Source organism: Streptomyces sp. ME19-01-6, assembly GCF_033793745.1.
Classification (GTDB): domain Bacteria; phylum Actinomycetota; class Actinomycetes; order Streptomycetales; family Streptomycetaceae; genus Streptomyces.
Genome location: NZ_JARAXF010000010.1, coordinates 21,393 through 43,284 on the forward strand (window position 1 = coordinate 21,393; position 21,892 = coordinate 43,284).

A 21,892-nucleotide genomic window follows, 5' to 3' on the forward strand; every position below is an offset into this window, starting at 1 on the left:
CATCCGGGGCGAGTGACGAGGGGAACCCGTGGTCGAACTGTCGGAGATGATCCGCGAGTTGCGTGCGCAGCTGACCGCCGCGGCGGCCGCCGGCGCACACGAGGCGTTGAAGTTCGACGTCGGCCCGATCGAGATCGAGGTGACCGTGGCCGTCACCAAGGAGGGCGGCGCGAACGGCAAGGTCCGCTTCTGGGTCGTCGAGGCGGGCGGCAACGGCAAGTACTCGACCAGCGAGACCCAGCGCATCTCCCTCACCCTCCAGCCGACGATGACCGGCCCGGGCGGTACGACCACGACCGCCCGGATCTCCGGCGCCGAGGTGGACGGGGAGCGCTGAGGCCGACCGTGCCCGGGCTGGAGGTCGGCCGGGTGGCCGAAGTGCTCGTCACGGTCGCGGTGGGCCCCGGAATGCGGGGCTCCGGCTATCTGGTCGGGCCGGGGACGGTGTTGACGGCGGCCCATGTGGTGGCCGGGGCGGTCCGGGTGCGCGTGCGATTCCAGGCACACCGGCCCGAGGAGCGTGTGGTGACCGCCGAGGTCGCCTTCGCACACGTGGGGGCCGATATCGCCGTGCTCGCCCTGCCGGACCGCTCGGACGAGGTCCCGAGTGCGAGGTACGGGCGGGTCGGCGAGCACGACGCGGTGCTGCGCTGCAGCGCCATGGGCTTTCCCGCCTTCAAGCTGCGGGACGACGGCCCGGACGGCAGGCCGTACCGCGACTCCGAGCATGTGCACGGCACCTGTTCAGTGCTGTCGAACCGCAAGGAAGGCACCTTGGACCTGCGGGTGCCGCCGCCGGACGGCAGTTGGGACGGCATGTCGGGAGCCGCCGTCTTCAGCGGCGATCGGATCGTCGGCGTGGTGGCCGCCCACCACGTCGACGACGGGCCCGGGCGACTCGCGGTCAGCCGGGCGGACCGGTGGGCGCAGCGGATGCCCGAAGAGGAACTCGCGCTTGTGCAGGGTCTGTTGAGGCGCCGCCTCGCCCCGGAACAGCTGCCGGATGTCCTCCCGCCGTCCGGCCTCGGCCGGATCAAGGCCGGGTACGAGGCGCTGCTGCGGGACATCGCGCCGCCGCGGCTGGCAGGGCGCCGCGACGAGCTGCGCGAGCTGGTGGAGTTCTGCGCGGGCCCGGAGCCGTACCGCTGGATCCAGGGGCGCCCCTGGACAGGCAAGACCGCGCTCGTGTCGTGGTTCGCGCTGCACCCGCCGCGCGGAGTGGTGCCGGTGTCGTTCTTCATCACCTCGCGGCTCGCCGGCCAAGCGGACAGCACGGCTTACACCGAGGCCCTGGTCCACCAGCTCGCGGCGCTCGTCGGCCGCGAGCCCTCCGCGCACGCCTCGCCCGTCATCCGCGACGGCGAGCGCCGAGCGCTGCTGGCCGAGGCCGCCGAGCGGGTGGCCGAGGACGGCGGCACCCTGCTGCTCGTCGTGGACGGCCTCGACGAGGACCACTCGGCCCGCACCCCCGGCGCCCCCGGCCCCAGCATCGCCTCCCTCCTCCCGGACCGCCTCCCCGCAGGCGTCCGCGTCCTCGTCGCCAGCCGTCCCAACCCCGATCTGCCCCTGGATGTCACGCACGGCCATCCGCTGCGGCGCTGCCAGGTGAAGACCCTGGGCCGTACGGACGTCGTCGCGAACCTGGAACACGAAGCCCGGTTCGAACTCTCCCGCGCGCTGGCCGGGGACGACCTCGAGAAGGAGATCGTCGGCCTGCTGGCGGCGGCGCGAGGCAGTCTGCGGCCGGAGGATCTGCGCGAGCTGAGCGGGCGGCAGCTGCATGAGGTGCGGCAGCGGGTGAACGGGGTCTTCGGGCGGATCCTGCGGCTCCGGGGCGATTCGTCGAGGGAGCTCGACGACCGCGGGTATCTGTTCGCGCACGAGACGCTGTTCGCGGCGGCGGTGGAGATGCTGGGGCCGGATGTCGGGCCCTATCGGGAGCGGGTGCACGCCTGGGCGGAGGGGTATCGGGAGCGGGGGTGGCCGGAGGGGACGCCGCCGTATCTGTTGCAGCAGTACGGACGGATGGTGAGCGGGCTGGGGGATGTGGGGCGGGCGGTCGGTCTGGCCACGGATGTGCGGCGGCAGGATCGGATGCGTGCGGTGGGCGGCAGTGACGGCGCGGCGCTCGCCGAGATCGACGCGGTGCGCACCATGATCGTGCGCCGGGCGCCCGACGACCTCGGCCGTCTGGCGGCGCTGGGCGCGGCCGAAGACCTGGTGTCCAGCCGCAATGCCTCCCTTCCCTGGAACCTGCCCGTCGTCATGGCACGACTGGGGCGGATTCAGCGCGCGGAGGGGCTGGCGCGAAGTGTCTTCTCGGACGAGGGGCGGGCGCGGGCGCTGGCGGGGGTGGCCCAGGTGATGGCCGAGGGGGGCGATGCGCGTGCGGCCGAGTTGGCGAGGGAGGCCCAAGAGCTCGCATACACCCTCCAGGACAGGCCCCCTCCTGAGATCGACGAGATCAGAGAGGAGGTCATCCGGGCGGCAGCGGTGGTGCTGGCGACCCTCGGACGGGGAGCTGAAGCGCTCGAAGTCGCGGAGATTCTACAAGTGTTGACGACTTCCTCCCGCCGCATGACGGTCGCAGCGGCGACCGCCTGTGTGGAAGTCGCGGCGGCCGTGCGTCCGTACGACGCGCGCCTGGCTGACGACATCCTGGACAGAGTTCTGGCGGAGGGGGAATCGCTGCTGGTCGAAGAGGGGCGTATCAGCGTGCTGGGTACTGTTGCGTCGGCCTACGCCACGGTTCACCCCTCACGCGCCGCGGAACTGCTCGATCACGTGGAGGAGTTGGCCCTCGACGCGGCGCCGGACCGAATGTCCGCGCTGTGGGCGGCGGCGTCCGCCATACGCCGTGCGAGGCCGGAAGCCGCCGCGCGACTGGCCTTGAAGGCGAGTACCCGCGTCAGGTCTCTTCTCGATACCGGAGGCGAGGATGTGGGCCGCCGGTCCGTGGCCTGGGCGGCGCGCGCTCTGGTCGACTGCGGGCTCACTCAGGAGGCGCAGGACCTGGCCGACGCCTACCGTGTCGCCGATCCGCGGGTCTACTCCGTCATCGCCGCGGGCTGGGCGCGAGCGGGGGCAACCGACCGGGCCTCGCACGCTCTGAGGGCCGCCTATGGGGCGGGGGACGTGCCACCCCATGTCCGCGTCACCACCGCCGGCGAGTTGGCCGCGGCCGGAGCGTTCGACGAGGCCGAGCGGACGCCGCGGAGATCGGCGATCCCATGTCGGCCGCGAAGGCGCTGGGCGCTGTGGCGGGGCACATTCTGGGCAGCGATGTCGCCCGGGCCACCAGGCTCTTGGAAGCCGCATTGGAGACCGCCCGCCGGTCTCTCACCGACGATCGCTGGGTCTGGCGACAGCTGCGGACACTTGCCCATGCCCTTGCCATGGTTGGCGACTTCCGCCATGCCGAGCGGCTGGGCCGTTGGTTCGCCGACCCGGTTGAACACATCACGGTGCTGGCGACCATGGCGATGGTGCTGAGCGCTTCCGATCTCACGGCTGCCAGGCGGCTGGCTGAGGCGGCGGCTGACGAACTGGAGCGCGGAGAAGACCGGCCGACGGCAGACCGGGAGCGCGGCGGCTCCATCGCCCACTACGCGACACCGGCCGTCAGTCACGCGCTGGCCCGGGTCGGTCTCACGGAGCGGCGGTCACGGCTCTTCGGGCGTGTCCGCCTCGAAGACTCCGCCGAGTTGTCGCCGACGCTGGTCGCCGCGCTGTGGGAGCTCAGTCCGGACGCGGCGGAAGACATGGCACGTGTGCTGGAGCGGCAGTTGGCCGACTCCCCGCACTCCGACCAACGTATCCGAGGTTACGTTGAGCTCCTCGTCGCGGTGGGGCACAGGACGCCGGAGCGTGGCCTGGCGTTGCGGGAGGCATTGCGTCGGGAGCTTGCGGAGGACGACCCTGTGTTTCGGTTCCTCTTCGGCGAGATCTATGTGGCGGCCGCCCTGCTGGTGGCCGGGACGGGGCATGGAAGCTCACAGCGGCCGGGGCAGGCAGACACGGATGCCGATGGGCCACGCGCTCTCATCCACGCGGCTCGTGGGGAGTACGAACAGGCCGAGGCGCTGGTCGCGGGTCTGTACCGCGAGAGGGAAGGACCCGCAGCCCGGGCAGCCATGGCGGCCACGATCGCCGGGCTGCCCTGGCGCCCCTGGCTCGAACAGGGCGAGTTGGCTCTGACGCGAGGCTGTATCGAGCTGACCCTCCCCAGGCCCTCCGCGGACGCCGACCGCATCGCCCGCGCGCGCGAGCAACTGCGCAAGGTCCTGGTGACCGAGCACTGGTACGAGGCGCTGCCCGTCCTCGCCGAGCTGGATCCCGGCGCCCTCCGCCCCGTCCGCGATGTCGTCTTCGCGCACCTGGGCATCGAGGTCGACGCCGCCGACGAGACGACCGTCAGCCCCGAGCCGCGGCCGCTGCCTCCACCAGCGCCCGCATGACCCGCAGATCCTGCCCGGTGTCCGCCTCCGGATGCCACTGCACCCCCAGCACAAAGCCCGCGTCCCCCGGCACCTCCATCGCCTCCACCGTCCCGTCTCCCGTCGCGTGCGCCGAGGCCACCAGCCCCGCACCCAGCCGGTCCACCGCCTGGTGGTGGTACGTCGGCACGGACACCGCCTCCGGCGCGATCCGTGCCAGCAGCGTGCCCGGTACGGGCTTGACCTCGTGTCGCTCGAAGACGCCGGGCGGGCCCACATGGCCCTCCAGGTGCTGGATGAGCGTGCCGCCGCGCGCGACGTTGAGGAGCTGCATGCCACGGCAGATGCCCAGCAGTGGCAGGCGTACTGCAAGCGCCGCCTCGATCAGCGCCAGTTCCCACGCGTCCCGTTCCCGCGCGGGCGGGCCGGTGCGTTCGTGGGGCTCGGCGCCGTAGCGTACGGGCTCGACGTCGGGGCCGCCCGCGATGACGAGGGCGTCCAGCCGGGACACCACGGAGGCGGCCGACGCCGGGGCATCGTCCGGCGGCAGCATGGCGGCCAGTCCGCCCGCGCGCTGGACGAGGCGGTGGTAGCCGGCCGGGAGCAGGGCCGCGGGCTGGTGCCAGACCCCCCAGCTGACCGCCGACTCCAGGTAGGTGCTGATGCCGATGAGGGGCTTTGGCAACGAAGGGTCCAATCTTTCAGGGCTGGGCGGTCTCAGTCGCGGGACAGTTCCGCCTCCGCCTCGGCCAGCGCCGCGAACTCCTCCTCCGGGGCCGCCGCCACCAGACGGTGCCGACTGTAGAAGGCGAAATAGGCGAGGGCCACGGCGTAGACGCCCAGCGCGATGAAGGCCGCGTCCTTGTCCACCAGGAAGGTGGCCACGAGCGCCGAGCAGGCCAGCACGAAGGCGACGGAGGAGGTCACCACCCCGCCCGGGGTCCGGTACGGGCGGTGCAGCCCCGGCTCGCGGCGGCGCAGCACGATGTGGGAGAGGGACATCAGCGCGTACGAGATCGTGGCGCCGAAGACCGCGACGTTGAGCATCCGGGCACCGTCGCCGGTCGCCGCCGCGAGCGCGAAGCCGAGGGCGCCGGGGACCAGCAGGCCCAGGTAGGGGGCCTTGCGGCGGGTGGTCAGGGAGAGGAAGCGGGGGAGGTAGCCGGCGCGGGAGAGGGCGAACAGCTGCCGTGAGCCGGCGTAGATGAGGGAGAAGAAGGAGGCGACGAGGCCGGCCAGGCCCGCGTAGTTGACGATGCGGGACAAGGTGGTCGCCTCGCCGTCCGGCTGCAGCGCCTCGACGAGGGGGTTGCCGGCGTCCTGGACCGCGTTCGCGCCGCGCGCGCCGGTCGCGGCGAGGAAGGTGAGCAGGGCCAGCACCAGCAGGATGGCCACCGACCAGGCCATGGCCTTGGGCAGGGTGCGCGCGGGGTCGCGGGTCTCCTCGGCCGCGAGCGGTACGCCCTCCACGCCCAGGAAGAACCACATGCCGAAGGGGAACGCCGACCAGATTCCGAGCAGGCCGAACGGCAGCCAGGAGCTGGCGCCGAGGGCCGAGTGGTCGACCGGGATGTCGTCGAGGGAGCCGGAGTCGAACTCGGTGAAGGCGCCGAGCGCGAAGATCAGCAGGGCGGCGACGGCGATGGCGGTGACGATCAAGCTGAAGCGCAGGGCCTCGCCCACGCCCCACAGGTGGATGCCGATGAAGATGACGAAGCAGGCGAGGTAGACCGGCCAGCCGGACTCGAGGCCGAAGAGCCCGAGCGACTCGACGTAGTCGCCGATGAAGATGGAGATCGCGGCGGGCGCGAGGACGTATTCGATGAGGATCGCCGTGCCGGTCAGAAAGCCGCCCCAGGTGCCGAGGGCGCGCCGTGCGAAGCCGTAGCCGCCGCCCGCCGTGGGCAGGATCGCCGCCAGTTCGGCGAGGGCGAAGACCATGCAGGTGTACATCAGGCCCATGAGCACGGCGGCGATGGCCAGGCCGCCGAAGCCGCCCTCCGCCAGGCCGAAGTTCCAGCCGGAGAAATCGCCGGAGACGACGTAGGCGACGCCAAGGCCGGTCAGCAGCAGCGGGCCCGCGCTGCCGCGGCGCAGTGTGCGGCGTTCCAGGTAGGCGTCCTCGCCGGGCGCCTCCCCACCGGACGGGGGCGCGGCGCCCGGCGAGCTGACAGGGGTGCGCGAGGACTCGGTTCCGTCGGCCATGGATGCTCCTGGTCCACACGAGAGGCGAGGGCAATGGTCTGGAGGCATACCTTTGCCCCGTCGGGCGGGCATGCGCAAGACCTCTGCGTAAAACACCGGTTAAGGGCGCGTGCCGTCCCGATCGGCGGTGTCATCGGCGTCGGAGGCCAGAAAGCCGCGCAGCAGCGCCGCCGTGCCCTCGCAGTGCTCCCGCATCACCTCGCGCGCGCCGTCGGCGTCCCCGTCCAGCACCGCCTCGACCAGCGCGGTGTGCTGGGCTTGCGAGTGTTCCAGGTTGCGCACCAGCAGCGGAATGCAGTCCAGCAGGTCGTTGACGGTGGCGCGGACGGCCGCGTACTGGGCGGCGAGCGAGGGCGAGCCCGCCAGTTCGGCGAGCGTCAGGTGGAGCAGCGTATCCAGCCGGCGGTAGTCGGCGAGCGGCGCGTCGCGCGTCGCGTCGAGGGCGGCCCGCAGCCGGGCGGCCCGCTCGCCGGACAGCCCGTGCACGGCGCACAGCCCGGCCGCACCCACCTCCAGGACCTCCCGGAACCGCAGTGTGTCCTCGACGTCCACCTTCCGGACCCGGCGCCGCAGTTCGTCCTCGCCGCCGCCGGCCGGCTCCGGCCGGGCCCGTACGAAGGTGCCGCCGTAGCGGCCGCGCCGGCTCTCCACCAGCCCCTGGTCCGCCAGCACCTTCAGCACCTCGCGCAGCGTCACCCGGCTGATCCGCAGCCGCTCGGCCAGCTCCCGCTCGGCCGGCAGCCGCCCGCCCTCGGGGACCAGGCCAAGACGCAGGATCCGGAGTATCTGCTCCAGCGCCTCCTCGAAACCGTTGCCGGCCCGCACCGGCCGCAGCACCGGCGCCAGCCGGTCGTCCGCGCCGCCGCCGACGGCCCCCGCACCGCCGCCCGCGGCCGCCGCGCCGTCTCCGCCGCCGTTCATGGAACCTTCCGCACCTACTTCCCAATCAATGGTCTACCCGAATACCTTATGGCTTCTGCCGCTCCGAGTCGTATCGACAGGAGGCCCCACCGTGGCCGACCGTACGCCCCCGCTCTCCGTCGACGAGCTGACCAGGCTCGTCGACACCGGAGAGATCGACACCGTCGTCCTCGCCTTCACCGACATGCAGGGCAGACTCCAGGGCAAGCGGTTCGCCGCCCGGTTCTTCCTCGACGAGGTCCTGGAGCACGGCACCGAAGGGTGCAACTACCTCCTCGCCGTCGACGCCGACATGAACACCGTCGACGGCTACGCCATGTCCTCCTGGGAGCGCGGCTACGGCGACTTCGCCATGCATGGTGACACCGCCACCCTGCGCCGCACCCCCTGGAACCCCGGCACCGCGCTCATCACCGCCGACCTGGCCTGGCACGACGACTCGCCCGTGCTCGCCTCCCCGCGCCAGATCCTGCGCCGCCAACTGGACCGGCTCGCCGGGCGCGGCTGGACCGCGTACGCGGGCACGGAGCTGGAGTTCATGGTCTTCAAGGACACCTACGAGCAGGCCTGGGGCGCCGGCTACCGCGGGCTGACCCCCGCCAACCAGTACAACGTCGACTACTCCGTCCTCGGCACCGGCCGCGTCGAGCCCCTGCTGCGCCGCATCCGCAACGAGATGGGCGCGGCCGGCATGACCGTCGAGTCGGCCAAGGGCGAGTGCAACTTCGGCCAGCACGAGATCGCCTTCCGCTACGACGACGCCCTGACCACCTGCGACCAGCACGCCATCTACAAGACCGGCGCCAAGGAGATCGCCGCCCAGGAGGGCATGGCGCTGACCTTCATGGCCAAGTACGACGAGCGCGAGGGCAACTCCTGCCACATCCACCTCTCGCTGCGCGACGAGTCGGGGGCGCCCGTGCTCGCCGACGGCGACGGCCCGTACGGCATGTCCAAGACGATGCGCCACTTCCTCGCCGGGCAGCTGGCCGCGATGCGCGACTTCACCCTCCTCTACGCGCCGAACATCAACTCCTACAAGCGCTTCCGCCCCGGCTCCTTCGCGCCCACCGCCGTCGCCTGGGGCCCGGACAACCGCACCTGCGCGCTGCGAGTCATCGGCCACGGCCCCTCCCACCGCCTGGAGAACCGCCTCCCGGGCGGCGACGTCAACCCCTACCTCGCCGTCGCGGGCATGGTCGCGGCCGGGCTGTACGGGATCGAGGAGGAGCTCGAACTCCCCGAGGTGTGCACCGGCAACGCCTACAACGGCGACGCCGAGCACGTCCCGGCCACCCTGCGCGACGCCGCCGAGCTGTGGCGGACCAGCCCCATAGCGCGGGCCGCCTTCGGCGAGGAGGTCGTCGAGCACTACCTCAACATGGCGCGTGTCGAGCAGGAGGCGTACGACACCGCCGTCACGGACTGGGAGCGCTTCCGGTCCTTCGAGCGCATGTGAGGAACCACCGAGTGAGCAACGAGCACCCGCACGAGCACCAGGTGGTCAACCCGGCCACCGAAGAGGTCATCGCCACCGTCCCCGCCGCCACCCCCGCCGACGTCGACGCCGCCGTCACCCGGGCCGCCCGGGCCCAGACCGGCTGGGCCGCCCTGGCGCCCGGCGACCGGGCGCGGCTGCTGCGCCGCTTCGCCGCCGCCGTCGACGACCACCTCGAGGAACTGGCCCGCCTGGAGGTCCGCGAGGCCGGACACCCCATCGCGGGCGCCCGCTGGGAGGCGGGCAACGTCCGCGACCTGCTGGAGTACGCGGCCGGGGGAGTGGAGCGGCTCGCCGGCAGCCAGATCCCCGTCCCGGGCGGCCTGAACGTCACGTTCCAGGAGCCGCTGGGCGTCGTCGCCGTCATCGCGCCGTGGAACTTCCCCATGCCGATCGCCGCCTGGGGCACCGCCCCCGCCCTCGCGGCCGGCAACGCCGTCCTGCTCAAACCCGCCGAGACCACCCCGCTCACCGTGCTCCGGCTGGCCGAACTCGCCACCGAGGCGGGCCTCCCCGACGGGCTCTTCCAGGTGCTGCCCGGGGCCGGGCCGGTCGCGGGCGAGGCGCTGGTCGAGCACCCACGCGTCGCCAAGGTCGTCTTCACCGGGTCGACGGCCGTCGGCAAGCGGATCATGGCCAAATGCGCGGCGGGCGTGAAGCGGGTGACCCTCGAACTCGGCGGCAAGAGCCCCAACATCGTCTTCGCCGACGCCGATATCGAGCACGCCGCGCGCTCCGCCCCCGGCTCGTTCCTGGACAACACCGGCCAGGACTGCTGCGCCCGCAGCCGCATCCTGGTCCAGCGCGCCGTCTACGACCGGTTCATGGAGCTGCTGGAGCCCGCCGTGCTCTCCGTCGTGGTGGGCGACCCCGCCGAGCCCGGCACCGCCATGGGCCCGCTGATCTCCGCCGCCCAGCGCGAGCGCGTACGGTCTTTCGTCACCGAGGACGCGCGCGTCGCGATCCGCGGCGAGGCCCCGGCGGGCAAGGGCTTCTGGTACCCGGCCACCGTCCTGGAGGGCACCGGGCCCGACCACCGCGCCGCCGTCGAGGAGATCTTCGGGCCGGTCGCCGTGGTCCTGCCCTTCGAGGACGAGGCCGACGCCGTACGGCTCGCCAACGCCACCGACTACGGCCTGTCCGGCTCCATCTGGACCCGCGACGTGGGCCGCGCCGTGCGCGTCTCGCGGGCGGTGGCCGCCGGGAACCTGTCGGTCAACTCGCACAGCAGCGTGCGCTACTGGACCCCGTTCGGGGGCTACAAGCAGTCCGGCCTCGGGCGTGAGCTGGGGCCAGGGGCGCTGGCCGCCTTTACCGAGACCAAGAACGTCTTCATCAGCACCGAGGAGCAGTGACGTGACCGAGATCCCCAAGACCCCCGAGGCCCCGGTGTGCCGCCGCCTGGTGGGCCGTACCGCCGTCGTCACCGGGGCGGGCAGCGGCATCGGCCTGGCCGCCGTGCGCCGCCTGGCCTCCGAGGGCGCGCATGTGGTCTGCGCCGACATCGACGAGAGTGCGGGCAAGGCCGCGGCCGACGAGGTCGGCGGGCTGTACGTCCGGGTGGACGTCACCGACCCGGAGCAGGTCGAGGCGCTGTTCAAGACCGTGTACGACACCTACGGCTCGGTCGACGTGGCCTTCAACAACGCGGGCATCTGCCCGCCCGAGGACGCCTCGATCCTCACCACCGGCCTGGACGTCTGGAAGCGGGTCCAGGAGGTCAACCTCACCTCCGTCTATCTGTGCTGCAAGGCCGCGCTTCCCTATATGCGGCGGCAGGGCAAGGGGTCGATCATCAACACGGCCTCCTTCGTGGCGGTCATGGGCGCCGCGACCTCGCAGATCAGCTACAGCGCGTCCAAGGGCGGGGTGCTGGCGATGTCGCGCGAGCTGGGCGTGCAGTTCGCGCGCGAGGGCATCCGGGTCAACGCGCTGTGCCCCGGGCCGGTCAACACCCCGCTGCTGAAGGAGCTGTTCGCCAAGGACTCCGAGCGCGCCGCGCGCCGTCTGGTGCACGTGCCGGTGGGGCGCTTCGCCGAGCCGGAGGAGATCGCCGCCGCGGTCGCCTTCCTCGCCAGCGACGACTCCTCGTTCGTCAACGCCGCGGAGTTCCTCGTCGACGGCGGCATCGCGGGGGCGTATGTCACCCCGGTGTGAGCAGCCAAGGTTGGGAGAGGTGGGCCGGTGTACTGAGCCGACGTGTGCCCATAAGGTGACGGCGTGAGCATGACGACACCCCCGGGCTGGTACCCGGACCCCGGCTACACAGGCCTCGGCCCCGCTCCCGAACGCTGGTGGGACGGGTTCGGCTGGACCGAGCACACCCGCGAGGCCTCGGGGCCGACGAGCCAGACGTTCGGCCCGCCCGTGCCCGTGTACTCGCCCGGGGAGGCCGGCACCCCGGCGCGGGGCCGCGGCCCGAAGATCGCGGCGGCCGTCGTGGTGGCGGCCGTCGTGGCCGCCGCCATCGCGGGCGGCGTCGCGCTGCTGGGCCACGACGGCGGGTCCGGCGACGGCGACGACCGGGCCAAGCCGGGGCCGACCGCCAGCGCGCCCGGCCCGGACGGCAGCGACGGCGGGAGCAGCGACGGGGGCACCTCCGGCGGCGACGGCGGGAGGGGCCCGGGCGGCCCCACCGACACCCCCAGCGCCCCCGAGCCCACCGACGACGACCCGACCATCGCCGAGGACACCCTGAACGGCATCGGCCTGCCGGTCCTGGACGGCTGGCAGGAGCGCCGCAGCAGCGCGGGCGGCGCGGGCGTCACCACCGAGGACCAGTACCCCTGCCCCAACGACCCGGCGAGCAACTGCCTGCGCGGTGGCGTCTTCTCCCTGCCGGCCACGGGCTTCAAGGCCAAGTCCGCGGAGGGCATCGCCAAGGAGGACATCAAGCAGGCCGCGGAGAGCTCCTACGGCAAGGACCCGGAGAGCGGCACGGAGTCGTACGGCGGGATCACCTCGCACAAGCAGCTCAAGTCCGAGGCGGTCACGGTCGCCGGGCAGAAGGGCTACCTGGTGCGCTGGAAGGTGATCACGAAGAAGGGCGAGGACGGCTACGTCCAGACCGTCGCCTTCCCGTCACCCCTCCTGCCCGACAACATGGTCCTGGTGCGCTTCGGGTTCGACGTCAGCGACAAGGCGCCGCCGCTGTCCGAGATGGACAAGATCGTCAAGGGGATCAAGGCGCTGGGCGACAACGGAGACGGCCAGTCCGTCTGACCTCCGGTCCCGGGCACCTGCCGTCACAGATAGGTGCGGCCCTCGCCCCGGTACGTGGGCACCGCGTCCACCACCCGGTCCCCGTCGACCAGATGCAGCACGTCGAAGCGCTCGCACAGCTCACCGGCCTTGGCGTGCCGGAACCACACCTTGTCGCCGATCAGCAGATCGTCGGCAGGCGTCCCCAGCAGCGGCGTCTGCACCTCGCCCGGCCCCTCCATCGGGTCGTAGGACAGCCCCTGCGGCAGATACGGCACCGGCAGCCGGTCCCGGCCCGCCGCGCCCGACGCCGGGTAGCCGCCGCCGAGCACCGTCACCACGCCCACGCCCGGCCGGCGCACCACCGGCTGGGCGAAGAGGGCCGCCGGGCGGCCGCGGAAAGAGGTGTAGTTGTCGAACAGCCGGGGCTGGTAGAGCCCGGACCCGGCGGCGATCTCCGTCACCGCGCCCTCGGCGGCGGTGTGCTGCACGCTGCCTGTGCCGCCCCCGTTCACGAACTCCAGGTCCGCCACCGCCCGTACGGCCCGCACCGCCGCCGCCCGGCGCTCGGCCAGCTCGCGGCGCGCGGCGGACTGCATCAGCCGGATGGCGCGGGACCGCAGCGGGCGCCCGGCCACCGCGTCGCCCACGCCCGCCACATGCCCCTCGTACCCCATCAGCCCGACGACGCGGAAGCCCGGGCGGCGCTGGATCGCCTCCGCCAGCTCCGCCAGCCGGGCCGGGTCGCGCAGCGGCGAGCGCAGCGCGCCGATCCGCACCCGGCCGCCCAGCAGACGCAGCGAGGTGTCCAACTCCAGACAGACCCGGACCTCTTCGGTCCCGGTGCGCGCCCCCTCGATCAGGTCGAGGTGGCTCATGTCGTCCACCATCACCGTCACGGCGGCGGCGAGTTTCGGATCGCCGGTCAGCGCGGCGAACCCGTCCCGGTCGGCGGACGGATAGGCGAGCAGGACGTCCTCGTACCCCTCGCGCGCCAGCCACAGCGACTCCGCGAGCGTGAAGCTCATGATGCCCGCGAAGCCGTCCTTGGCCAGTGCCCGATCGAGCAGCGCGCGGCACCGCACCGACTTGCTCGCCACCCGGATCGGCTTGCCGTGCGCCCGCCGCACCAGATCCCGGGCGTTGTCGTCGAAGGCCCGCAGATCGACGATCGCCAGCGGTGCCTCGAGATGAGCGGTGGCCCGGTCGTAACGGGTCCGGTCGGCGGGGAGATCAGGGGGGAGATCAGCTGGAAGTGCGGACATGGGCGAAGCTTGCCAGACGGCCATTACCACCGGGTAGAGGGCGGCCGGTGCGGATGGCGCCCGGCGCCCCGTAGAGTGTCGCGCACACCACGACCGGCAGGTCAGCGGCGTGATGTCCGCATACGGGCCCGCCTGCCTGAAAGGTCGCAAGGCCGCCGGGTGAGTCGGGCGGCCGGGCGCGACCAGGTGAACACGTCTTTCGAGGGTGCGAGAGGGGTGCAGGTGAGCACCGAAGCGGAACAGGCACGCACCCCAGGCCGCACCCCACCGCCCCGCCCCGCCCACCCTCCGCACACCGCGCCCCCGCCGGGCGCCGCCCTCCGCCCCGGGCCGCTGGGCGATCCGGACACCCCGATCCTCGGCGTGCCGCTGCGGGCCCCGCGCGCCAACAGGGGCGGGAACGCGGGCGCGGGCGCAGCCGGGCACACAGGCGTCGGCAGCGGTACGGGCATACCGCGGGCGCGGTCGGCCGACGGCCCGCCGCGCCCCCCCGGCCTTCCCCCGCGCCCCACCGCCGCACCCTTTCCCGCCGCGCCCCCGCTCGCCCCCCGGCCCGCCGCCTTCGGCCCATGGCGCCGCCCCGACCGGTCCGCCCCCGACTCCCTGTACGACGGTGCCGCCCCGGACCGGCCGGCCGGCCGCCGTACCCCCGGAAGGGTCGCGGCCGCCGCCGCGAGTCTCGTCCTCGGCCTCGGGCTGCTCGGCGGCGCGGCGGCCGGAACCTGGCTGACCGGCGACTCCGGGCCCCGGTCGGCCGCCGGTGACAGCTACGCACGGGCGCGCGGCGCCTGGCACAGCGTCCCCGTCGACGACCTCTTCCCGCGCACTCTGCGCGGGACCGGCCCCGGGGGCGCCGACCGGACCTGGACCCGGATCGCGGTCGCTCCGGACAGCAGCTGCGGCGGCGCCTTCGACCCGCTGCTGGAGAAGGCCCTGGCCCCGGTGGGCTGCAAGCGGCTGCTGCGCGCCACCTATACGGACGCGACCAGCACCGGTGTGACCACCGTCGGCCTGCTGGTGACCAAGGCCGGGTCGGGGGCCATGCGGGGGCTCAGCGAGCGGTTCCAGGCCGAAGGGCTCGGCGAGCGCGCCGACCTGATGCCCCGCCCGTACGCCGCGAAGGGCACCGCCGCCGCCGGCTTCGGCGATGCCCAGCGGGCCAGCTGGCGGATCCGGATCCTCACCGACGCCCCGGCCGTCGTGTACACCGTGTCCGGCTTCGCCGACGGCCGCAAGGTCACCGGCCCGCAGCCCGCCGGCGAGGCCACCCGCGGCGGCGCGATGACGGCCCCGGCCCAGGCGGGCCTCGGCCACGACGCGCGCGGCATCGCCGACGAGATCGAGCGCGCCTTCCGCCGCGCCCTGTCCAAGACGGAGGTCCCGCGATGACCGGGTGGCGGCGGCTGCGCCGGGCCGTGGGCGCGGGGCTGGTCACGGCCGGGCTGGCACTGCTGCCCGCCGCGCCCGCCCGGGCGGACGGGATACAGGCGCAGGAGTGGGCGCTGGACGCCATTCACGCGCCGGCCGCCTGGAAGACCACGAAGGGCGCGGGCGTGACGGTCGCCGTGCTCGACACCGGCGTGGACGACCGGCACCCGGACCTCACGGGCCAGGTCCTCGCGGGCAAGGACATGGTCGGCTTCGGAGCCGGGCGCGGCGACCGCGCCTGGGCCCGGCACGGGACCGCGATGGCCGGGATCATCGCGGGGCACGGACACGGCGGCTCCGGCGGCGACGGGGTGATGGGCGTGGCCCCCGAGGCGAAGATCCTGCCGGTGCGCGTGATCCTGGAGGAGACCGATCCGGCGCGCAAGAAGGCCCGTACGCAGCGCGGCGGCGCGCTGGCGAACGGGATCCGCTGGGCGGTCGACCACGGCGCCGACGTGATCAACATGTCGCTGGGCGACGACAGCAAGTCCGCGCACCCGGAGCCCGCCGAGGACGCCGCCGTGCAGTACGCGCTGCGCAAGGGCGTGGTCGTGGTGGCGTCGGCGGGCAATGGCGGCAAGGACGGCGACCGGGCCTCCTACCCGGCCGCGTACCCCGGGGTCATCGCCGTGACCGCCGTGGACCGCTACGGCTCGCGCGCCGGCTTCTCCACCCGCCGTTGGTACGCCGCGGTCTGCGCGCCCGGCGTCGACGTCGTCATCGCCGACCCCGACCGGCGCTACTACGCGGGCTGGGGGACCAGCGCCGCCGCCGCGTTCGTCTCGGGCGCCGCCGCGCTCGTCCGCGCCGCCCACCCCGAGCTGAGCCCCCTGCAGATCAGACAGCTGCTCACTGACACCGCGCAGGACCGCCCCAAGGGCGGCCGCAGCGACGATCTCGGCGCGGGCATGGTGGACCCGGCGGCGGCGATCAAGGCGGGCGCGAAACTGAAGCCCCAGGCACAGCGCCCGGCCGTGGGCGCCTCTCCCCAGCGCTACTTCGGCTCGGGCCCGGACCGAACCCGTACGGACAGCGACGAGGGCGGACCGAACCGCCTCGCCCTCACCGCCGGAGCGGCCGGGGCGGGCCTGCTGGCCGCCGCGGTGGCGCTGTGGCGCGGGACGGGGCCACTACGCCGACCGGGGCTCGCCCGGTGGCGGCGGGGGAGAACCGAGCGCTAAAAAGCGCTCACGGCCGCGCGTGCGGCGGTCTCCACGAGTGCGACGCCGCTGTCCTTGTCCTTGTGGCCGCCTGAGAGCACGGACACGAGGTACGTACGACCCCCCGCCGTGACGCGGCCGATGCTGTTGATGACCCACAGACCGGTGGCGCTGCGCGGCATCCAGCCGTTCTTGAGCCAGGTGCGCGTCGCGCCGTCGGCGGCGGCCGAGACGCCCCAGGCCTGATCCGCCACTATCCGCCCCATGAGCTGCTGGACATACGCGCGCGACGGCTCGCTGAGCACCGCCCTGCCGTCCGCCGCGCCGGTCGCGAAGACCTCCCGAAGCAGCCTGAGCTGATCCGCGGCGGTGGTCTGGGTGAGCCCCCACTCCCCGGACCGGCCGCCGTGTGTCTCCGTCAGGCCGAGCCGCTGGTTGGCGGCGTCGAGGCCCTCTTCGCCGCCGATCTCCGGCCACAGCGCGGTCGCCGCGTCGTTGTCACTCTCCTGGATCATCACGGTGGCGTACGAGCGCTCCTGGGCCGTGAGCCGCCGCCCCGCGTCCTGGGCCTGCAGCAGCAGCGCGGCGAGGATGTCCACCTTGACGATGCTCGCGGTGTCGTACGCGTCGCCGCCGTACACCGCGCTCGCCGCCGAGCCGGTGTCCAGGACCGCGGCCGAGAACCGGGCGTCGGTGCCGTCCGACACGGCGTTCAGCGCGTCGGCCAGAGCTTGCTCCATGCCGTTTCCTCCCCTGGTCGCGCCGCCGCTCGCCGTGAGCCCGTACGTGTGTGCCGACGGCGACCGCGGCGGCCAACAGTGCCAGTGCCGCGACGGCCGCGTACAGAGCGGGGCGGCCCGTGGAAGAACAGGTCGGCGGCCCCGATACCCTCGTCGGGTGGCGCTCAAGAACATCCCCGATCCCGGCTTCTCCGGCGACGACGGCTCCGCCGACCCCCGCCTGACCGCGGCGCTCGCCGCCTGGGCCGACGACCCCTCCACCGAACCCGAAGTGCTGGGAGCGCTCACCGGGGCGCGGCTGCTGGTGCCGGTGGTCGCGCTTCTCGGCGAGATCGAGGAGGGCCCGGGGGGACTGCGCCGGGAGAAGACCAGCGACATGGCGGTGCCCACGCTGCAGGCGCCCGACGGCCGGCGTGCCCTGCCCGCCTTCACCTCCCTGGAGACGCTGGCCCGCTGGCGCGCGGACGCCCGGCCGGTGGCCGTACCGCTGCGCCAGGCGCTGGAGGCCGCCGCGCACGAGAAGGCGGACACCGTGGTGCTCGACCTGGCCGGGCCGGTGCCGTACCAGCTGACCGGGCCCGCCCTGCTCGCCCTCGCCGAGGGCCGGACCAGCGCCGATCCGCTCGCCGACCCGGCGGTGGCGACGGCGTTGCGCACCGTGCTGGCCGCCGAGCCCGGCGTGGTCCGCGCCCATCTGGCGCCCGCCGCGGACGCGGACGGGATCCTCGCGCTCACCCTGGAGCCGGGCGCTCCCGCGCCGGAGACGGTGCGGCGGGTCGCGGAGGCCCTGGCCGCGGACGAGACGCTGCGGGCCCGGCTGGTGCGCGGGCTGGACCTGGCGCTGCTGCCGCCCGGGACGCCGGTGCCGGGGGAGCCGTTGTTCAGCCGCTGAGCCCTGTGTCTCTACGGAGCCCTGTGGCTCCGCGATCTCCGACAGGCGAAATCTCCTGTTTCGTCCCACAATGCAAGGACGACAACTGGCGATCCGATCGAGGAGAGCGCCAATGGATACGAGTACGGCGGAGACGAGAACGGTCGTATCCGAATTCGTCGGAACCCTGCTGCTGGTCTTCTTCGGGGTCGGTTCCGTGGTCCTCGCGGGCGACTACATCAACGCTGTCGGCATCTCGCTCGCCTTCGGCTTCACCCTGCTCGCGCTCGCGTACGCGTTCGGCGGTATCTCGGGCTGCCACATCAACCCGGCGGTCACCCTGGGTGTGCTGCTGGCCAGGCGCATCGACATCCGTACGGCCATCGAGTACTGGGTGGCGCAGCTGGTCGGCGGGATCGCGGGGGCGGCTGTGCTCTTCCTGCTGGCCAAGCAGGTGCCGAGGCTGGTGACGGACGACGCGTTCGGCAGCAACGGCTACGGAGGCCGGTCGCCGGTGGGCATCGGGGGCGGCGGGGCCTTCCTCGCCGAGGTGCTGCTCACGTTCCTGCTGGTCTTCGTCTTCCTCACGGTGACCCGCGAGGTCGTGCTGGCCGGCGTCGAGCCGGTGCCGGTGGGCCTGGCCTTCGCGGTGGTCAACCTGGTCGGCATCCCGCTGACGTGGGCCTCCGTGAACCCGGCGCGCAGCCTGGGCCCGGCGCTGTTCGCGGGCGGCGGCGCACTCTCCCAGCTGTGGCTGTTCCTGATCGCGCCGATGGTCGGCGGGGTGCTGGCGGCGGGTGTGCACATGCTCACCCACCCGCGGCGTCCGGTCGCCGAGGAGGAGCAGGAGCAGGAGCAGGTGACCGGACACCGGCCGCATACGCCCTGGGGCAGGCGGCCCGGCGGCAAGGGCCCGACGGCGGGCGAGCCGGAGACCAAGGGGCCGGAGGCCGCGTGAGCCGCGGAAGCCGGAGCCGCGCCGCCCCGGCCACCCACTGGGGCGGCGCCACGCCGCCTGCCGGCTCCCGCTGGGGCCGCACCGCCCGCTGAGCGGGAAGCGCTCAGCCCCCGAAGACCGGCCCGGTGAACTTCTCGCCCGGCCCCTGCCCCGGCTCGTCCGGCACCACCGACGCCTCGCGGAAGGCCAGCTGCAGCGACTTCAGCCCGTCGCGCAGTGGCGCGGCGTGGAAGGAGCTGATCTCCGTGGCGCTGGCCGTGACCAGCCCGGCCAGGGCGTTGATCAGCTTCCGGGCCTCGTCCAGGTCCTTGTGCTGTGGGCCCTCCTCGGCCAGCCCCAGATTGACCGCCGCCGCGCTCATCAGGTGCACCGCGACCGTCGTGATCACCTCGACCGCGGGCACATCCGCGATGTCGCGGGTCATCTGTTCGAAGTCGGGCGCGGGTGTCGGCTGCCCGGCGTTGGCGTCGCTCATGGTGCTCGAGGCTCACTTCCTGATGGATGGTGCGGCCCAGCCTAGGCGGCGCGCCGCGGGCCCGTTCCGCGGGGCGTGGAGCGGCCGGTGAGCCCGCTCGGTGTGAGCATTCTCGGCCAGTCCTGGTATCGTAGGGAAACGACCGGCCGGTCACTCGTGTGTCCGGCCCACAAGTGGAGGCTCCGAACTCCCACCTGAACCGACCCCCGGGTCGGCAGGTCATCGGTCAGGCTGCGCCCCGCGGTGATATCGCGGCGGTGCTCCCGGTCTATGAGGAGCCCCGCCTGTGTACCGTCCGGGGCGTTTTTCACGTCACGGCGCGGTGGTCCAACCAAAACAGACGTTACGCGGCTGTCCGCCAGGCGGTCGCGTGGTGCAACCGAGGAGGCCCCATCAGCGCCGAGCCCCGCATCAACGACCGGATTCGCGTCCCCGAGGTGCGACTCGTCGGTCCCAGTGGCGAGCAGGTCGGCATCGTGCCGCTTGCCAAGGCCCTGGAGCTTGCGCAGGAGTACGACCTCGACCTCGTCGAGGTGGCGGCGACCGCACGTCCGCCGGTCTGCAAGCTCATGGACTACGGAAAGTTCAAGTACGAGTCGGCCATGAAGGCCCGTGAGGCGCGCAAGAACCAGGCGCACACGGTCATCAAGGAGATGAAGCTCCGGCCGAAGATCGACCCGCACGACTATGACACCAAAAAGGGTCACGTCGTCCGGTTCCTCAAGCAGGGCGACAAGGTCAAGATCACGATTATGTTCCGTGGCCGTGAGCAGTCCCGGCCGGAGCTCGGCTACCGGCTGCTGCAGCGGCTGGCCGAGGACGTCCAGGAGCTCGGCTTCGTGGAGTCCAACCCGAAGCAGGACGGCCGCAACATGATCATGGTCCTCGGTCCGCACAAGAAGAAGACCGAGGCGATGGCCGAAGCCCGCGAGGCGCAGGCCGCCCGCAAAGCGGAGCGCCAGGGCGGCAGCCCCGCGGAGGAGCCCGCCGAGGAGCCCGCCGAGGCGTGATTCGAGGCGCGAGCCTCGCCCCGGGGCCGCGCGCCCCGGACACAACCCGAAACATCCCGACGCTTCACCCTGCTCACAGCGGCCGGACGGCGTCCTGACGAGGAGAGAACGGCGACATGCCGAAGAACAAGACGCACAGTGGTGCCAGCAAGCGCTTCAAGCTCACCGGCTCCGGCAAGGTGGTGCGTCAGCGCGCCGGTCGCCGCCACTACCTCGAGCACAAGCCGTCCACGTTGACGCGCCGCCTGGCCGGCACGACCGAGATGGCCCCGGCCGACGCCAAGAAGATCAAGAAGCTTCTCGGCAAGTGACGCCCCGCCCCGCTTCGGCGGGGCGCGTCGAGCCGACCGGGACCTATTCGTTTCCGGGCCGCGTGAGTCAGCCGCGGCCCCGTACAAGGAGTTAAACAAGTGGCACGCGTCAAGCGGGCAGTCAACGCCCACAAGAAGCGCCGGGCGATCCTCGAGCAGGCCAGCGGCTACCGGGGCCAGCGCTCCCGCCTGTACCGCAAGGCCAAGGAGCAGGTCACCCACTCCCTGGTCTACAACTACAACGACCGCAAGAAGCGCAAGGGCGACTTCCGTCAGCTGTGGATCCAGCGCATCAACGCCGCTGCCCGCGCCAACGGCATCACGTACAACCGCTTCATCCAGGGTCTGAAGGCCGCCAACATCGAGGTGGACCGCAAGATCCTGGCCGACCTGGCGGTCAACGACGCGAACGCCTTCGCCGCGCTGGTCGAGGCCGCGCAGAAGGCGCTGCCGAGCGACGTCAACGCGCCGAAGGCCGCGTAAGCGCTGCGCTGAGCTGTACGGCTACGGACCCGCAGGTGATGCTCACCTGCGGGTCCGTGCGTGTTTGCCCACAACCAGGAACTGAGAGCACCCCCTATGGCGACCCCCGAGCTGACCTCCCTGAAATCGCCGCGCGTCACCGCGGCGAGACGGCTCGCCAAGCGCAGCTTCCGCGGCAAGGAGCGCAGATTCCTCGTCGAGGGCCCGCAGGCCGTCCGTGAGGCGATCGCGCACCTGGTGGAGGTGTATGTGACCCCGGAGGCAGCCGCCCGCCACACGGACATCGTCGCCGCCGCCCGCGCCGCGGGCGCCCCCGTGCTCACCGCGACCGACGAGGTCGTCGCCGAGATGTCGGACACCGTCACCCCGCAGGGCATCGTCGGGCTGTGCCGCTTCCTGGACACGCCGTTCGAGGAGATACTGCGCGCCCGCCCCCGGCTGGTCGCGGTGCTGGCACACGTCCGCGACCCCGGCAACGCCGGCACCGTGCTGCGCTGCGCGGACGCCGCCGGGGCGGACGCCGTGGTGCTCACCGACGCCTCCGTCGACCTGTACAACCCCAAGTCCGTGCGGGCCTCCGTGGGCTCCCTCTTTCATCTGCCCGTCGCCGTCGGCGTGCCCGTGGAGCGGGCCGTGAGCGGCCTGCGGGCGGCCGGGGCGCGGGTGGTGGCCGCCGACGGGGCGGGGGAGCGGGACCTGGACACCGAGCTCGACGAGGGGGTCCTCGGCGCGTCCACCGCCTGGATCTTCGGCAATGAGGCGTGGGGTCTGCCGGAGGCGACCCGCGCACTCGCCGACGAGGTGGTGCGCGTTCCGATCCACGGCAGAGCCGAGAGCCTCAACCTCGCCACGGCCGCCGCCGTGTGCCTCTATGCCTCCGCTCGTGCGCAGCGCGCTCCCGGAGGGTGCCGCTCCGTCACATCGACCTAG

The 21,892-nt window shown here is 73.1% G+C and carries 21 protein-coding genes; 15 read left to right on the plus strand and 6 right to left on the minus strand.

What is annotated here, in order from left to right:
- The first annotated feature begins 28 nt into the window (after nucleotides 1-28).
- From PV419_RS23080 to PV419_RS23090, 3 genes are read left to right on the plus strand one after another with little or no spacing between them, the layout of a single operon-like run.
- Nucleotides 29-337, plus strand: coding sequence for a trypco2 family protein (locus PV419_RS23080; RefSeq protein WP_319691778.1), 309 nt, complete (start codon nucleotides 29-31; stop codon nucleotides 335-337).
- An 8-nt stretch (nucleotides 338-345) separates the two neighbouring features.
- On the plus strand, nucleotides 346-3,492 hold the full coding sequence (locus tag PV419_RS23085; protein ID WP_319691780.1) for a trypsin-like peptidase domain-containing protein: 3,147 nt from the start codon (nucleotides 346-348) through the stop codon (nucleotides 3,490-3,492).
- Nucleotides 3,396-4,457, plus strand: a complete 1,062-nt coding sequence (locus PV419_RS23090) for a hypothetical protein (RefSeq protein ID WP_319691782.1) — start codon at nucleotides 3,396-3,398, stop codon at nucleotides 4,455-4,457. The genes PV419_RS23085 and PV419_RS23090 overlap by 97 nt, the downstream gene beginning before the upstream one ends.
- On the opposite strand, the gene PV419_RS23095 is transcribed toward PV419_RS23090, so the two are convergent.
- The 3 genes from PV419_RS23095 to PV419_RS23105 all read right to left on the minus strand — a co-directional run bounded on the left by PV419_RS23095 (nucleotide 4,414) and on the right by PV419_RS23105 (nucleotide 7,562).
- Nucleotides 4,414-5,121: a gamma-glutamyl-gamma-aminobutyrate hydrolase family protein gene (locus tag PV419_RS23095; RefSeq protein ID WP_319691783.1), complete on the minus strand. Its 708-nt coding sequence runs from the start codon at nucleotides 5,119-5,121 to the stop codon at nucleotides 4,414-4,416. The genes PV419_RS23090 and PV419_RS23095 overlap by 44 nt on opposite strands.
- Nucleotides 5,122-5,153: 32 nt before the next feature.
- Complete coding sequence (gene eat / locus PV419_RS23100; RefSeq protein ID WP_319691784.1) at nucleotides 5,154-6,641, minus strand: ethanolamine permease; 1,488 nt, start codon at nucleotides 6,639-6,641, stop codon at nucleotides 5,154-5,156.
- 99 nt (nucleotides 6,642-6,740) lie between these two features.
- Complete coding sequence (locus PV419_RS23105; protein ID WP_319691786.1) at nucleotides 6,741-7,562, minus strand: FadR/GntR family transcriptional regulator; 822 nt, start codon at nucleotides 7,560-7,562, stop codon at nucleotides 6,741-6,743.
- A gap of 91 nt (nucleotides 7,563-7,653) precedes the next feature.
- On the opposite strand from PV419_RS23105, the gene PV419_RS23110 reads away from it, so the two are divergent.
- The 4 genes from PV419_RS23110 to PV419_RS23125 all read left to right on the plus strand — a co-directional run bounded on the left by PV419_RS23110 (nucleotide 7,654) and on the right by PV419_RS23125 (nucleotide 12,282).
- A complete protein-coding gene (locus PV419_RS23110; protein ID WP_319691788.1) occupies nucleotides 7,654-9,021 on the plus strand; it encodes a glutamine synthetase family protein in 1,368 nt (455 codons plus the stop codon).
- Between the two features lie 11 nt (nucleotides 9,022-9,032).
- Complete coding sequence (locus PV419_RS23115; protein WP_319691790.1) at nucleotides 9,033-10,415, plus strand: aldehyde dehydrogenase family protein; 1,383 nt, start codon at nucleotides 9,033-9,035, stop codon at nucleotides 10,413-10,415.
- Nucleotide 10,416: 1 nt separating this feature from the next.
- Nucleotides 10,417-11,217 carry a 3-oxoacyl-ACP reductase gene (locus PV419_RS23120; RefSeq protein WP_319691791.1) on the plus strand — a complete coding sequence of 267 codons (801 nt, stop codon included), beginning with the start codon at nucleotides 10,417-10,419 and terminating at the stop codon, nucleotides 11,215-11,217.
- Nucleotides 11,218-11,286: 69 nt separating this feature from the next.
- Nucleotides 11,287-12,282, plus strand: coding sequence for a DUF2510 domain-containing protein (locus PV419_RS23125; RefSeq protein ID WP_319691793.1), 996 nt, complete (start codon nucleotides 11,287-11,289; stop codon nucleotides 12,280-12,282).
- A 23-nt stretch (nucleotides 12,283-12,305) separates the two neighbouring features.
- On the opposite strand, the gene PV419_RS23130 is transcribed toward PV419_RS23125, so the two are convergent.
- Nucleotides 12,306-13,526, minus strand: a complete 1,221-nt coding sequence (locus PV419_RS23130) for an amino acid deaminase/aldolase (RefSeq protein ID WP_319691795.1) — start codon at nucleotides 13,524-13,526, stop codon at nucleotides 12,306-12,308.
- Between the two features lie 222 nt (nucleotides 13,527-13,748).
- Between PV419_RS23130 and PV419_RS23135 the strand changes: the two genes are divergently transcribed.
- Nucleotides 13,749-14,915 (plus strand): hypothetical protein, encoded by a 1,167-nt coding sequence (locus PV419_RS23135; RefSeq protein WP_319691796.1) that lies wholly within the window; start codon nucleotides 13,749-13,751, stop codon nucleotides 14,913-14,915.
- Nucleotides 14,912-16,135 (plus strand): type VII secretion-associated serine protease mycosin, encoded by a 1,224-nt coding sequence (gene mycP, locus PV419_RS23140; RefSeq protein WP_319691798.1) that lies wholly within the window; start codon nucleotides 14,912-14,914, stop codon nucleotides 16,133-16,135. The genes PV419_RS23135 and mycP overlap by 4 nt, the downstream gene beginning before the upstream one ends.
- On the opposite strand, the gene PV419_RS23145 is transcribed toward mycP, so the two are convergent.
- Nucleotides 16,132-16,854 (minus strand): serine hydrolase, encoded by a 723-nt coding sequence (locus PV419_RS23145; protein WP_319691800.1) that lies wholly within the window; start codon nucleotides 16,852-16,854, stop codon nucleotides 16,132-16,134. The genes mycP and PV419_RS23145 overlap by 4 nt on opposite strands.
- 157 nt (nucleotides 16,855-17,011) lie before the next feature.
- Between PV419_RS23145 and PV419_RS23150 the strand changes: the two genes are divergently transcribed.
- A complete protein-coding gene (locus tag PV419_RS23150) occupies nucleotides 17,012-17,746 on the plus strand; it encodes an SseB family protein (protein ID WP_319691802.1) in 735 nt (244 codons plus the stop codon).
- A 112-nt stretch (nucleotides 17,747-17,858) separates the two neighbouring features.
- Nucleotides 17,859-18,683 (plus strand): aquaporin, encoded by an 825-nt coding sequence (locus PV419_RS23155; protein WP_319691804.1) that lies wholly within the window; start codon nucleotides 17,859-17,861, stop codon nucleotides 18,681-18,683.
- 103 nt (nucleotides 18,684-18,786) lie between these two features.
- Here PV419_RS23155 and PV419_RS23160 read toward each other — a convergent pair whose 3' ends face one another.
- Nucleotides 18,787-19,158, minus strand: a complete 372-nt coding sequence (locus tag PV419_RS23160; RefSeq protein ID WP_319691805.1) for a DUF1844 domain-containing protein — start codon at nucleotides 19,156-19,158, stop codon at nucleotides 18,787-18,789.
- Between the two features lie 392 nt (nucleotides 19,159-19,550).
- Between PV419_RS23160 and infC the strand changes: the two genes are divergently transcribed.
- From infC to PV419_RS23180, 4 genes are all read left to right on the plus strand, one after another.
- Nucleotides 19,551-20,168, plus strand: coding sequence for a translation initiation factor IF-3 (gene infC / locus PV419_RS23165; protein ID WP_319692164.1), 618 nt, complete (start codon nucleotides 19,551-19,553; stop codon nucleotides 20,166-20,168).
- 116 nt (nucleotides 20,169-20,284) lie between these two features.
- The gene (gene rpmI / locus PV419_RS23170; protein WP_319691807.1) at nucleotides 20,285-20,479 is read left to right on the plus strand and encodes a 50S ribosomal protein L35; all 195 of its coding nucleotides are present in this window, start codon (nucleotides 20,285-20,287) and stop codon (nucleotides 20,477-20,479) included.
- A 99-nt stretch (nucleotides 20,480-20,578) separates the two neighbouring features.
- A complete protein-coding gene (rplT, locus tag PV419_RS23175) occupies nucleotides 20,579-20,962 on the plus strand; it encodes a 50S ribosomal protein L20 (protein ID WP_014175141.1) in 384 nt (127 codons plus the stop codon).
- A gap of 96 nt (nucleotides 20,963-21,058) precedes the next feature.
- Complete coding sequence (locus PV419_RS23180) at nucleotides 21,059-21,892, plus strand: RNA methyltransferase (RefSeq protein WP_319691809.1); 834 nt, start codon at nucleotides 21,059-21,061, stop codon at nucleotides 21,890-21,892.